This is a genomic window from Methylophilus sp. 13 (genome assembly GCF_015354335.1).
GTDB classification, from domain to species: Bacteria; Pseudomonadota; Gammaproteobacteria; order Burkholderiales; family Methylophilaceae; genus Methylophilus; species Methylophilus glucosoxydans.
In genome coordinates, this window is sequence record NZ_JADKYR010000004.1 from 228,222 (window position 1) to 241,092 (window position 12,871).

15 protein-coding genes and 1 tRNA gene are annotated in these 12,871 nt (G+C 52.9%); 13 read left to right on the forward strand and 3 right to left on the reverse strand.

Annotated features, from left to right (window positions below):
• Nucleotides 1–5: 5 nt before the first annotated feature.
• The 11 genes from INP77_RS12180 to INP77_RS12230 all read left to right on the forward strand — a co-directional run bounded on the left by INP77_RS12180 (nucleotide 6) and on the right by INP77_RS12230 (nucleotide 8,719).
• On the forward strand, nucleotides 6–650 hold the full coding sequence (locus INP77_RS12180) for a deoxynucleoside kinase (protein ID WP_194749415.1): 645 nt from the start codon (nucleotides 6–8) through the stop codon (nucleotides 648–650).
• Between the two features lie 60 nt (nucleotides 651–710).
• The gene (panB, locus tag INP77_RS12185) at nucleotides 711–1,520 is read left to right on the forward strand and encodes a 3-methyl-2-oxobutanoate hydroxymethyltransferase (protein ID WP_194749324.1); all 810 of its coding nucleotides are present in this window, start codon (nucleotides 711–713) and stop codon (nucleotides 1,518–1,520) included.
• A 10-nt stretch (nucleotides 1,521–1,530) separates the two neighbouring features.
• Nucleotides 1,531–2,232: a tRNA (adenosine(37)-N6)-threonylcarbamoyltransferase complex dimerization subunit type 1 TsaB gene (gene tsaB, locus INP77_RS12190; RefSeq protein ID WP_194749325.1), complete on the forward strand. Its 702-nt coding sequence runs from the start codon at nucleotides 1,531–1,533 to the stop codon at nucleotides 2,230–2,232.
• A 7-nt stretch (nucleotides 2,233–2,239) separates the two neighbouring features.
• Complete coding sequence (rimI, locus tag INP77_RS12195; protein WP_228518911.1) at nucleotides 2,240–2,701, forward strand: ribosomal protein S18-alanine N-acetyltransferase; 462 nt, start codon at nucleotides 2,240–2,242, stop codon at nucleotides 2,699–2,701.
• Between the two features lie 10 nt (nucleotides 2,702–2,711).
• Nucleotides 2,712–3,473 carry a hypothetical protein gene (locus INP77_RS12200; protein ID WP_228518912.1) on the forward strand — a complete coding sequence of 254 codons (762 nt, stop codon included), beginning with the start codon at nucleotides 2,712–2,714 and terminating at the stop codon, nucleotides 3,471–3,473.
• A 121-nt stretch (nucleotides 3,474–3,594) separates the two neighbouring features.
• Complete coding sequence (locus INP77_RS12205; RefSeq protein WP_194749326.1) at nucleotides 3,595–4,191, forward strand: LemA family protein; 597 nt, start codon at nucleotides 3,595–3,597, stop codon at nucleotides 4,189–4,191.
• A 54-nt stretch (nucleotides 4,192–4,245) separates the two neighbouring features.
• Nucleotides 4,246–5,067, forward strand: a complete 822-nt coding sequence (locus INP77_RS12210) for a YgcG family protein (protein ID WP_194749327.1) — start codon at nucleotides 4,246–4,248, stop codon at nucleotides 5,065–5,067.
• Nucleotides 5,068–5,076: 9 nt separating this feature from the next.
• Nucleotides 5,077–5,586: a TPM domain-containing protein gene (locus INP77_RS12215; RefSeq protein ID WP_194749328.1), complete on the forward strand. Its 510-nt coding sequence runs from the start codon at nucleotides 5,077–5,079 to the stop codon at nucleotides 5,584–5,586.
• Between the two features lie 46 nt (nucleotides 5,587–5,632).
• Nucleotides 5,633–6,232 carry a hypothetical protein gene (locus tag INP77_RS12220; RefSeq protein ID WP_228518913.1) on the forward strand — a complete coding sequence of 200 codons (600 nt, stop codon included), beginning with the start codon at nucleotides 5,633–5,635 and terminating at the stop codon, nucleotides 6,230–6,232.
• Between the two features lie 67 nt (nucleotides 6,233–6,299).
• A complete protein-coding gene (locus INP77_RS12225; RefSeq protein WP_194749329.1) occupies nucleotides 6,300–8,009 on the forward strand; it encodes a proline--tRNA ligase in 1,710 nt (569 codons plus the stop codon).
• Between the two features lie 65 nt (nucleotides 8,010–8,074).
• Nucleotides 8,075–8,719 (forward strand): lytic transglycosylase domain-containing protein, encoded by a 645-nt coding sequence (locus INP77_RS12230; protein ID WP_194749330.1) that lies wholly within the window; start codon nucleotides 8,075–8,077, stop codon nucleotides 8,717–8,719.
• Between the two features lie 75 nt (nucleotides 8,720–8,794).
• On the opposite strand, the gene INP77_RS12235 is transcribed toward INP77_RS12230, so the two are convergent.
• Both INP77_RS12235 and queA read right to left on the reverse strand, forming a co-directional pair.
• Nucleotides 8,795–9,667 carry a hypothetical protein gene (locus INP77_RS12235; RefSeq protein WP_194749331.1) on the reverse strand — a complete coding sequence of 291 codons (873 nt, stop codon included), beginning with the start codon at nucleotides 9,665–9,667 and terminating at the stop codon, nucleotides 8,795–8,797.
• A 71-nt stretch (nucleotides 9,668–9,738) separates the two neighbouring features.
• A complete protein-coding gene (gene queA / locus INP77_RS12240) occupies nucleotides 9,739–10,764 on the reverse strand; it encodes a tRNA preQ1(34) S-adenosylmethionine ribosyltransferase-isomerase QueA (protein ID WP_194749332.1) in 1,026 nt (341 codons plus the stop codon).
• A 54-nt stretch (nucleotides 10,765–10,818) separates the two neighbouring features.
• Here queA and INP77_RS12245 point away from each other — a divergent pair.
• Nucleotides 10,819–10,903: transfer RNA gene (locus tag INP77_RS12245), tRNA-Leu, on the forward strand.
• Between the two features lie 126 nt (nucleotides 10,904–11,029).
• Here INP77_RS12245 and INP77_RS12250 read toward each other — a convergent pair.
• Nucleotides 11,030–11,815, reverse strand: a complete 786-nt coding sequence (locus tag INP77_RS12250; protein WP_194749333.1) for a DUF2189 domain-containing protein — start codon at nucleotides 11,813–11,815, stop codon at nucleotides 11,030–11,032.
• A gap of 575 nt (nucleotides 11,816–12,390) precedes the next feature.
• On the opposite strand from INP77_RS12250, the gene INP77_RS12255 reads away from it, so the two are divergent.
• A complete protein-coding gene (locus INP77_RS12255) occupies nucleotides 12,391–12,852 on the forward strand; it encodes a DUF2244 domain-containing protein (RefSeq protein ID WP_194749334.1) in 462 nt (153 codons plus the stop codon).
• Nucleotides 12,853–12,871 lie beyond the last annotated feature (19 nt).

Here is a 12,871-nt window from a genome sequence, read left to right on the forward strand (position 1 = left end):
GAGCAATCTCCATGTTTACCCGCTTTCCTTATGTTGTCATTGAAGGTCCTATTGGCAGTGGCAAAACCACGCTGGCCCGCATGCTGGCAGACAAGTTTTCGGTAGAGTTACTCTCCGAAAAAGCCGAAGCCAATCCTTTTTTGACCCGCTTTTATCAGGATGCGCAACGCTACGCCTTGCCTACGCAGCTATTTTTCCTGTTTCAGCGTTCACGGCAGATTGAGGACATGGCGCAGCGTGACATGTTTGGCCAGCCTACGGTGTCTGACTTTTTTCTCGAAAAAGACCCGCTGTTTGCGCGCCTGAATCTCGATGACGAAGAGTATTCGCTTTACCATCAGATTTACCAACATCTGCAGCTCAAGGCACCCAAGCCTGACCTGGTGGTCTATCTGCAAACCCCGGTCGATGCCTTGATGGATCGTATTGAAGAGCGCAATATCAGCTATGAGCAAGACATGCCGCGCGAGTATATTGCGCGTCTGGCTGAGGCTTACAGTGAATTCTTTCATGCTTATGATGCTTCACCTTTGCTGATCGTCAACAACGAAAAGCTCAATATCATTAAAGACCCGGAAGCCTTTGATTTGCTGATCGAACGCATAGGCCAGATCAAGAGCAGTCGCGAGTACTTTAATCCTAATTTCTGATGCGGGTCTGCTACGACGCATGTGCTTTTTGCGGGCAGCCTTTTAAGACGACATAACGACATGCTGAATACTCTGATCACCAGGGCCAGATCGGGCGAGAAGATTGCCATGCTGACCTGCTATGACGCCACCTTTGCCAAGTTGCTGGCATTGGCGGGGGTGGATGTATTGCTGGTCGGGGATTCACTAGGTATGGTGATACAGGGTGGCAGCAATACGCTCGCCGTCACCATGCAAGACATGATTTACCATACCCGTATGGTCGCCAGAGGCGCGCCGCATACGGTCATCATGAGTGACATGCCTGCTTGCAGCTATGAGCATGATAGAGAAACTGCGCTCACCAACGCACAAACCCTACTCGCGGCAGGCGCGCATATTGTCAAAATCGAAGGCGGTGGAGACATGGTCGAAACCGCGCGCTATCTGATTGAAAACGGTGTGCCGGTCTGTGCGCACCTTGGCTTTACCCCGCAATCCGTTGAAAAGCTGGGCGGCTATAAAATCCAGGGCAAGACAGAAGAAAGCGCCCGCGCCATGCTGGCCGATGCGCAAGCGATGGCCGCCGTCGGCGTCAGTATGGTGCTGTTTGAAATGGTGCCCGCCGCTCTGGCGACGCAGATTACGCAAACGATTCAGGTGCCTACCATAGGCATAGGCGCCGGGGCAGGCTGTAGCGGCCAGGTGCTGGTATTACAAGATTTGTTGGGCATTTATACTGGCCCCGCCGACAAAGCGCCGCAAGACTACAAAGCGCCCAGGTTTGTGCAAAACTTTTTGCAACAGGGCGGCAGTGTGCAGGGCGCGGTGGAGCGTTATGTGCACGCCGTAAAGACCGGGTGTTTTCCTGAGGAAAAGCATCGTTATTAATCTGCGTACCATGAAATTACTTTCCATCGAATCCTCCACCGAAACCCTGTCACTGGCCCTGCAAACCGAGGCCGGTATGTTGACGTTTGATGAAGTGACCGGTCCAGCGGCTTCTCAGCGCATCTTGCCAGAAATACAACACTTGCTGACCCAGGCCGGGGTCAAGTTGTCCCAGCTGCATGGGATTGTCTATGGCACGGGCCCGGGCGCGTTTACGGGGGTGCGTGTGGCAGTCGGGGTGACGCAAGGCTTGGCCTTTGGCGCCAACCTGCCAGTGATTGGTGTCAGTTCGGTGTTGGCCGTGGCAGAGACGGCATGGCAGCAAACGCAGTCCGAGAAGGTGCTGGTGTGCCTGGATGCACGTATGGGCGAGGTCTATCATGCTGCGTTTATCCGCGAGGCGGATCAGTGGCTGGCGGTGAGTCCGCCGGTGGTGTGCAAGCCACATGAGGTGCCTGCAATAGCGGGCGACGGTTGGTTGGGGGCGGGCTCGGGGTGGCGGGTGTTTGCCGAGGGCTTGTCCGCGCAATATGCAGGGCAGGTGAGTGAATTTGGCCCTGAATGTTTGCCTAAAGCCAGTGCCATGCTCGCCTTGGCGCAGCCATTGTTTGTGGCTGGGCAAGGGCAGGCGGCCCATGAGGCGGCCCCTTTGTATGTGCGCAACCGGGTGGCGTTGACCGCCGCTGAGCGTGCGCAAGGCCAGACCTTGTAAGGGCCATATGAGCGCATTACCACATTCCCAACCCAGTTTCAGGCCGATGACAGAGCAGGATCTGTCTGCCGTGATGCGTATCGAACCCACCATTTACAGTCATCCGTGGACCCTGGGCAATTTCAAGGACTCCCTCAATGCCGGCCATAGCGCCTGGGTCATGGAGTTGGCGGGCGAGTTGGTCGGCTATGCGCTGGTGATGATGGTGCTGGATGAAGCCCACTTGCTCAACATCAGTGTGGCAAAACCGTTTCAGGGGCAGGGTTTGGGGCGTGCGTTGCTGGCGCAGATGATTGCCATCTCTCGCCGCTATCAGGCGGCCAATATGTTTCTTGAGGTGCGGGTCAGCAATACGTCCGCGATTGCCTTGTATGAGGCGGTGGGGTTTTGTGAAATGGGTATACGCCGTAATTATTATCCGACCAAGAGCGGCCGCGAGGATGCGGTGCTGATGGGCTTGGCCTTATGAGCAGGAGGGCATGATGAGCTTGACCCGTGACGATATGCTGCGTGAACTGGAGTTGTTGCCAGCATGGCATGTGCGCATGCCGCCAGTGCTGGAGATGGCTGCTGCCATGCCGCAAACAGCGCCTGTGTCTGTGGGCGAGCAAGTGAGCCTGGTCGCAGAAAAAGCGGCCCCTCCAGATGTGACAGAGACCGCTCCCGAGTTACCTGTCATTGAGTCGCCAACCTTGATGCCAGTGGCTGCTGCTGGTGAGCCAGAAAATGTTTCCCTGCCCAACTGGCAGCCCAACGTTGCTGAAGAGGCCCCCATGCACAGCGTGTCGCTTGACGCGCCAGTGCTGGCGCTTGAGGTGGATCACCCTGTAGAGGATATCGCCGCTGAGACACCAGCCGAGAGCGTTGCAACGCTGATTCAGTCTCCCTGGCTGATCTATTCGACCCGCCCCGTTGACGCCCCCAGCCAGCAATTGCTGCAAAACATCATGCAAGCCATGCAGTTACCTGCTGATGAGGTGACCGTGACTCATGAACCGTTGCAACGCGCACAGGTCAGCAGCCGCTTTTGTGTGCTGTTTGGCCTGGCGGCCGCCAATCAGTTTTTAAATGTCCAACATACCGAGATCGCAGCCGTGCGTGGTCAGTTGCATGCAGTGGGTGACTTGTGGTGTGTGGTGACGCATGACTTGGCTGCGATGTTGCAAACACCTGCGCTCAAGCGTGAGGTATGGCAGGACTTGTGCCTGTTACTGGCAAAGAAAAGCGAACTGATGGCTTGAATAAACACTTCTTTGGCCGCATCTATTGCAGTGTTGTGGAGTGTTTGAATGTGGCTAACCAATCGTGGCAAGCCCGTCACCACCAAATATTTTTAAGTGATTGAAGACTGGAGTCTCAAATATGCGCCGTTTATTCACTCTGTTGTTGCTGACTGCGACACTTAGCCTGTCTGGGTGTGGCTATAACCAGTTCCAAAGCCTGGATGAAGAAACCAAAGCCAATTGGTCTGAAGTGCTCAACCAGTACCAGCGCCGGGCCGATCTGGTGCCTAATCTGGTTTCGACAGTCAAAGGCTATGCCAGCCACGAAGAAAAAGTACTGACTGAGGTGACCGAGGCGCGCGCCAAAGTTGGCAGCATGCAAGTGACGCCAGAGCTGCTGAATGATCCTGAGGCGTTTGCCAAGTTTCAGGCGGCGCAAGGTCAATTGACCAGTGCCTTGTCACGCTTGATGGTGGTGTCAGAAAACTACCCTAACCTGAAGGCAGATGCCAGTTTCAGGGACTTGCAGGCGCAGTTGGAAGGCACAGAGAACCGTGTCACCGTGGCGCGTAACCGTTACATCGAATCCGTGAAGCAATACAACGTCGCCGTACGCAGCTTTCCAAACAACCTGACCGCCATGATGTTTGGTTATCAGCCCAAGCCCACGTTTACGGTAGAAAACGAAAAAGCCATTTCTAGCGCGCCTAAAGTCGATTTTGGTGACAGCAAGTAACGGCGGGTGGCTTTGCGCTTAAGAGCATTATTTCTTACCTGGTGCCTGTTCTGCATGGCGCTGGTCAGCCATGCAGACGATCTGGTTGCTATCCCTGCTTTACAGGCTGCGGTTACCGATTTGACGCAGACCTTGCGTCCTGAAGAGCAAGCGGCCCTGAACCAGAAGCTGAGCCAGTTTGCACAGCAAGCTGGCTCGCAGGTCGCGGTACTGATCTTGCCCAGCACGCAGCCAGAAGACATCGCGCAATTTGGCATTCGCCTGGCCGAAGCCTGGAAAATTGGCCGCGATAAGCAGGATGATGGCGTGATTGTGATCGTCGCCAAAAACGACAAAAAAATGCGCATTGAAGTCGGCTATGGGCTGGAAGGGGCGATTCCTGACGCGATTGCCAAGCGCATTATTGCCGAGCAAATGGCGCCGGCCTTCAAGCAGGGCCAGTTTTACAACGGCCTGAATCTGGCCACGGATACCTTGATCAAGCTGATACAAGGCGAGCAACTGCCCGCAGCGGATAAATCATCCTCGCATCACTCAAATGCGGATGGCTGGATGACCATGCTGCCGATATTGATGTTTGCCGCCATTATCGCCGGGGCGATTTTCAAGAGCATGTTAGGGGATTTTCCGGGCAGCCTGGTGACTGGCGGTGCGTTGGGTGTACTGGCCGGATTCATGGGGGCCACTTTGCTGGTCATGGGCTTGGTCGGCCTGGCGGCATTTGTCTTTACACTGGCCATGGGCGGGCGCGGTGGCAGTGGTATGCCGTATTCTGCGGGCGGCTTTGGCGGCTACTCAGGCGGCAGCCGTGGGCCAGATATTTTCAGTGGCGGTGGCGGTGATTTTGGCGGCGGCGGGGCTTCCGGCGATTGGTAAACTAAACACATGAAACCCATTCATCCTCTCAAACGCTGGTTTAAGCATGCCTGGAGCCATCCTCGCCAGGTCAAGGTTCTGTTTTCTGCACAGGCGCTGGCCAATATTGAAAATGCTATCTCACAAAATGAACACCATCATGCCGGTGAAATACGCGTGGTGATTGAGTCTGGCTTGCCTGCCTATGCTATCCTGAGAGGGCTCACCCCACGGCAACGCGCCATTCACTTGTTTGGTCATTTGAATATCTGGGATACCGAGCAGAACAATGGCGTACTGATTTACCTGTGCCTGGCCGATCAGGATGTAGAAATTGTCGCCGACCGCGGTATTCATCGGCAGGTGGGGCAATCAGGCTGGCAGCAGATTTGCCAGCAGATGGAAGGGATGTTCAGAAGTGGGCAGTTTGAAGCAGGTGTGCTTTACGGTATTCAGGCCATTGGCCAACATTTGGCAGCGCATTTTCCGCCCGAAGCTGTGCCGCGTAACGAGTTGTCTAACCGCGTCCTTATTCTCTAGCGCACACCTGTTCTCTGGTTTTGTATTGGCCTGCTTATCGGGCGCGATGCCAGCACAGGCCGATCTCAAAGACATCTATCGTATTTATCACAGTCCTCCCACCCTGCAAGCTTTTGAGATTTGTCAGGGCGGGGGCTGTGTCCAGTCAGACGTGCTGAGCCTGAGCTCTGCCGAATGGGATAACGTCGAGCAACTATTTACGCCGCTACCATCGAATGCAGAGGCCGAGCGCGAGGCCATTGCAAAAGCCATCGGCCTGCTGGAGGACATGGTCGGTACCAAAATTGGTACTGCAGCAGACCGTGCCGGGACGTTTAACAACAGTGAATACCTGCATCAACAAGACTGCAACGACGAAGCGATCAACAGTACGACCTATCTGCGACTGATGCAGCAAGCTGGCCTGATCCGTTACCATGACATTCTTGATACCCGCACCCGCAAGTTTTTTCTAACCGGCTGGCCACATACGGCCGCCGTCATCCGTGAGCAGGCCAATCAAGCTGAATATGCGGTTGATAGCTGGTTCTACGATAACGGCTATCCGGCCACCATCATCCCGATGGCGACCTGGAAAGACGGATACATTCCTACCGATAGTCCGATCTTGCAACGGCCACAGCAAAAAGAGGCGACTGCCGAGTAGGCGCGGATGACGCCGCCAGCGAATAAGGCTAAAATCGCGCTTTCGGATTTTAATTAAAGTTATTCTTATGCGCGCCTCACAATTTTTCATTGCTACCCAAAAAGAAGCCCCTTCAGACGCTGAACTCATCAGCCACAAACTGATGGTGCGTGCCGGCTTGATCAAAAGGCTGGGCAGCGGGTTGTATAGCTGGATGCCGCTGGGCTTGCGCGTGCTGCGCAAGGTAGAAAACATTGTGCGCGACGAGATGAACAAGGCGGGGGCACTGGAGCTGTTGATGCCCGCCGTGCAGCCTAAAGAGTTGTGGGAGGAAACCGGCCGCTGGGCGGTGTTTGGCCCACAAATGCTCAAGATTCAGGACAGGCACGAGCGTGACTTCTGCTTTGGCCCCACGCATGAAGAAGTGATTACTGACATCGCGCGTAAGGAAATCAGCAGCTACAAACAGTTGCCGCTAAATTTTTACCAGATTCAGACCAAGTTTCGTGATGAGATTCGCCCGCGTTTTGGCGTGATGCGTGCCCGCGAATTTTTGATGAAAGATGCCTACTCTTTCCATACCAGCGTCGATTGCCTGGTGAATACCTACAACACCATGCACACGGCTTATAGCAATGTGTTCACTCGCCTGGGCCTCAAGTTCCGCGCCGTGAAAGCCGACTCAGGCGCCATTGGTGGCGATGGCTCGCAAGAGTTTCACGTACTGGCAGACAGCGGTGAAGATGCACTGGCCTATTGCGAGCAATCTGATTACGCGGCTAACGTAGAACTGGCCGAAGCCGTGGCGACTGGCAGCCGTGCTGCAGCCACAGAAGCCATGCGTGAAGTGGATACACCCAAGCAGACCACGTGTGAAGATGTGGCCAAGTTGCTGGAAGTGCCAGTGAGCAAAACCGTGAAGTCGGTGGCCTTGGTAGTGGATGGTGTGTTTACGCTGGCCTTGTTGCGCGGTGATCATCAACTCAATGAAGTGAAATTCGGCAAGGTAGAGGGCGTGAAAGAGTTTCGACTGGCAACAGAAGAAGAAATCCGCGCCAACCTGAACTGCCCACCTGGCTTTATTGGCCCGGTGGGCGTGAATGCCAATGTACGCGTGGTGGCCGATAGAACCGTGGCCCTGATGAGTGACTTTGTCTGTGGCGCCAATAAACCTAAGTTTCACTTGGCAGGGGTTAACTTTGGCCGCGATTTGCCTGAGCCAGCCATCGTGGCCGATATCCGCAACGTGATAGAAGGCGATGCGAGCCCGGATGGCAAAGGCACCCTGAGTTTGTGCCGCGGCATTGAAGTCGGCCATATTTTCCAGTTGCGCACCAAGTATTCAGAAGCCATGCAGGCGACTTATCTGGACGAAAACGGCCAATCACAAGTGATGGAAATGGGCTGTTATGGCATTGGCGTGTCACGGATTGTGGGGGCAGCGATTGAGCAGGGCAATGATGACAAAGGCATTATTTTCCCCTTGAGCATGGCACCGTTTGCGGTGGTGATTTGCCCGATCGGCCTCGATAAGAGCGACGCAGTCAAACAGGCCGCGTTTGAGCTCTATGCGCAACTGCAACAGGCGGGTGTAGATGTCTTGCTCGATGACCGTGGCGAGCGTCCGGGGGTCATGTTTGCAGAAAGTGACCTTATGGGCATTCCGCACCGCGTGGTGATTGGTGACCGTGGCCTGGCTGAAGGCAAGGTGGAATACAAAGGCCGCACCGATGCTGAAGCACAAAACCTGCAAGTGGCTGATTGCTTGGCCTTTTTGCAGCGCAAGCTTGCTGAGTAATTAGCGGGATTTAATCCCTCTTTTTGCCCGTCCACGGCACGCCGCTTGTGATTACAATAGGCAACATGAAAAAAGTGTTTTTTTATGTGTTTGCCTTGTTGGTCACCGGCCTTTGTCTGTGGGCGGCGCCTTCTATGGCGGGCAATCAAAAAGAAGAGCCGCTGGCCAATAGCGTTAAAGCTGTGATGCAAAAATCCGTCAGTGACCTGGCCGCGCCGCGTCTGATTTTTGATTCCGAGCAGGCAGCACAAGTCTGGTTGCAAGAAATGTCAGCCCGCTTGGCCAAGCGCATGCCAGACGCGCACTACCGTGAAGATTTTCTCAAGTCCGTGCATTATGAGGCCACACGCGCCGGGCTGGATCCGCAGTTGGTGCTAGGTCTGATTCATGTTGAAAGCGGGTTTAAAAAGTATGCAGTCTCTAGCGTGGGCGCGAGAGGCTATATGCAGGTGATGCCTTTCTGGGTGCAGTCTATTGGTACGCCTGAACACAATCTGTTTGATATGCGCCTGAATCTGCGTTATGGCTGCACGATATTGCGCCATTATCTGGATATTGAGCGCGGCGATTATTACCGGGCCTTGGGCCGCTACAACGGCAGTCTGGGCAAGCCGGACTATCCGAATTTAGTGGTGGGGGCTTGGCGCAATCATTGGCATTACACGCCATCGGCGCAAGTGATCAAAGTGAATATGACCAGCAGCCAGTAAAAAGTACTTTACAGGTAACGTGTGCCTGCCAGCAATCAAAAAACCGCGCTTGAATCAGCGCGGCTTTTTTATGGGTTACTTGACCACCTTGAATCCGTAATAGGTGCCAAACTCGCCTTCCGATTCGTGATAAACGAATAGCATGCCGTTGGTGTATCCCAGCCCATTAAAGTGATTTTGTGAGCGCAGTTTCATGGTAGCGGGTAAGGCGCTTTTGCCCACATATTGCCCGTTTAAATCAAAAATCAATACGGCTTTATGGTCTACGTCGAGCAAGGCCAATTCATTACCTGCCACGCCGGTGAAGGCAACAAAGTGGTCGCTGACATCATCGTGTGCCACTTTGGCTTTGGCAAAGTCCAGCTTGATCTCTTGCAATTTTTCGCGCTGCTTGGTATCCACAACAAACACCAGATTGCCCCGCTCTTGCTTGGCGAAATAGTGTTTGCTCACCGGGTCATAACTGGGCATGGTGGCCGCATCGCCAAAGGCTGGGTTGAATTGTGAAATTTCGCCCGAAGTGCCCAGCAGCTCGCCAGTCTCGGCTACTTCCAGGCTGAAAATCCCAGTGTTAGGCAAAAAGCCGACTGCGCTAGAAATGTTGTAAGTAATGATCTCCAGCTTGCCACTATTGGGGTTGAAATAGAGCGAGCGGTTATCAAAGCCCGGTTTGGCTGACTGCACATACTTGCCGTCGCCGGTAAACGTATGCACTTCAGATTTAGAGATGGGCGCTTCAAACTCGCTGCCCATGGGCGCCAGGCCGCCATCGGCAATGTAGTAATGCTGGTTGGTTGGCAAGTAGGCCACGCCCATTGGGCGTGTGGTTGGTTTCTTGGCCAGCGGGATTTTGATGCCGATTTCTGCCTCAGGCAAAATCTCGGCCTGGGTGGTGAGCGTCAGGCATAGCAGTGCCAGGCCGCTCAAAGTTTTTGGGATGAATTGCATATCTCCGTATCCTAGTTTTTATCAGTGTTTAATAGACGTTATTTTAGTCTGCAAGTTTAATGCTGGGCGGATTACTTGCGCGTGATCAGCATGGCATCGCCATAACTAAAAAAGCGGTAAGACTGGGCAATCGCGTGCGCATAGGCTTCACGCATCAAATCGTAACCGCCAAATGCCGAGACTAGCATCATCAAAGTGCTCTTCGGCAGGTGAAAGTTGGTGATCAAACGGTCTACCAGTTTAAACTCAAATCCTGGCGTAATAAAAATATCCGTGTCGCCATGGTGCGCAAACAACTTGCCGGCATGAGCTGCGCTTTCCAGCGTCCGCAATGAAGTGGTGCCCACGGCTGTGACCCGTTTGCCTTCAGCACGTGCTGCGAGGATGGTAGAGATGGTCTCTTCCGGCAAATGGTAAACCTCGCTATGCATATGGTGCTCGGCGATATTGTCTACCTTCACTGGCTGAAACGTCCCCGCGCCCACATGCAGCGTCACATAACGCACATGGACGCCTTTATCCATTAGCGATTGCAACAGCACCTCGTCAAAATGCAACCCCGCAGTTGGCGCGGCCACTGCACCCGCATGCTTGGCAAACACCGTCTGGTAGCGGCTATCGTCGGTCGCATCTGCCGCGTGCTCAATATACGGCGGCAAAGGTAATTGGCCATACTGTTCCAAAAAGTCATACCACGACTGTTCGCCAAGTAAGCGAATATGGAACATATCCTGCACCCTGCCGAGCACCTCAGCCTGCATCTCGCCAGCCAGGTGCAGCATACTCCCTGCCTTTGGGGAGCGGGATGATTTGATTTGCGCATAAGCTTCTTGCGGCGACAGCACGCGGTCTATCATCACCTCAATCTGTCCGCCAGTGGCTTTCTGGCCAAACAATCTGGCCTTGATGACTTTGGTATCGTTCAGGACCAGCACATCGCCTGCGGCAAACTGCTCGCCAATCTGCCGGAACAATTTATCCTTGATGGAACCGTCTTGCGCATTGACCTCCAGCAAGCGGCTTTCTGAACGATTGGGTAACGGATATTGGGCAATCAGGTGGGGTGGAAGATAAAAATCGAAATCTAGAGTTCTCATAAATGAAAATTATGGTTATAATAGCCGTCTTTGATGTCCTACATTATATCCCATGCCGGGATGGCGGAACTGGTAGACGCACTGGACTCAAAATCCAGCGCCGCAAGGCGTGCCGGTTCGATTCCGGCTCCCGGCACCAAGAAGTACTCTCAAGTAGTACCAAAAAGACTCAAAATAGTATGAATTTCAAAGGCTTAGATGAAAATCTAAGCCTTTTTGCTTTACGAGAGACTATATCGCAGGATATGGACTTTAAACGAGCGGATTAATTTTTTACCTCAATCAAATCCCGATAGACATGCCAACTTGCGTGCCCAACCACGGGCATGGTCAGCATTAAACCTAAAAAGTTGGTCGCCAGGCCAAATCCAATGAGCACGACAATACAAAAAGCCCAGAGCAGCATGGGGATAGGGTTGCGGGCGCAGGTGCGCAGGCTGGTAATGGCGGCGGTCCAGGCGCTGGTGTTTCTATCTAGCATGAGGGGCATGGCAATGACGCTGATGCTGAAAATGGCAGCGGCAAACAAGGCGCCAGTGCCAAAGTAAACTAACAGGAAAACCGGTTGTTTGAATGTGAATACATTGATGACGACATCGGTAAAGGTGGGCAGCGCACCGTGAAAGTAATGCGAGAAAATGGTCATGGAGAGCCGCACCCAGCTTAAAAACAAACACACCAGCAGCACGGTAAACAGAGTGATGTTGATGAGGTTGGGTAGCCAGGCCATGAGCGTGGGGGCGAGGGCGGGTGGCTCACCAGCTTCCATGCGTCTGCTCAGATCGTATAGCCCCATGGCCAGGAATGGCCCTAGCAGGAAAAACCCGGTAGTGAGCCCGGCGAGCAGCCAGTAATTTTCAGCGAAGATGGTGTGTAACAGGATGCCTGTTGCCGCAAAAAAAATGCCATAAAACAGGCTGGCACGGCCACCGAGATGAATGTCAGTTACGCCGGAGTGTAGCCAGTCTGGAATGATGTGGATGGGGACTTTTCGAATTAAAAATTCATCGTCAGCGTGTATTTTGTTGGCTGAAATATGCTGTATGCCCATGTGTTTGGCCCCCGTCAAAAATGATGGCTATCATTCATTGCTGCTGGCAGTGGGGCCGGTCTTAAAACTAAAAATACACTTTCGTGGACGGCGGTCCCGCTACTGGCATTTCTAATCAATCAACACAAAAAACTGCTTTGAATGCGCCAAGTTTTGAGGCTTTGCGCACGTTACCCGGAGCGCATTTCTGTTCCGAGAGTTGTTTAGCTTAATCATGAATGGTGGCTTAAGCAACAACAAAAATGTGACAACACCCACCGGAATATTTTCTTGATTGTGCTTTTAAGTGACATTTTGCGCTGCGGGTGAGCACAACTATCTAGATGGCCGAATCAAGGTTTTGAATTGCTTTGCCGCGTTTTTAAGGGGCTGTGAGGGGGATTGCAATTGTGAGATTGGTAGAGTGAGAGTGTTTTTTTGTTAAGCGTGGCTATTCATAAATTTACATTGATGACATTGGCGCCGGGCATTTTTTGTCTTGTCACTGCGATTATCTTGTGCTAATTTACAACATGTAACAAATTTGTAACTAAACGTAATTTGGTTGATACAAGCTGAATTCTGGGTTGGCAAACATGTTATCTATTTGCGAAACACAATGCGTTACCAGGCCAAATGCCTCGGCTTCATCGGAAAGTGTGTTGAAGTTGTTGCTGAGTTTGGGCGTGTTTTCGGGGCTGATTGCCATGGCTTTTTTGCATATCGGTGCCTGGATGGTGTTGCCATTTGCTGGCTTGGAATTGGTGTTGGTGGTTCTGGCGTTTGTGGTGGTGCTGCGTCATAGCGGTGACTACGAAAAAATCACTTTCGTTGAGGATCATATTGAAATCGAACAAAGTGTGTTGGGGAAAATAAAACACGTTCGGTTTCAGCGCTACTGGACCCGTATAACGCTCAGGGAAGGTGAGAACGGCAAGACGTCACTGTGGATAGGGTCCCATAATCAAGAAGTCGAGTTTGGTCGAGATACCATGGATGATGCGCAACGCGAAGCCCTGGCCTCTCATCTCAAACGAATACTTCTAAAAACTAGATAACTGGATTTTGGAGCGATTA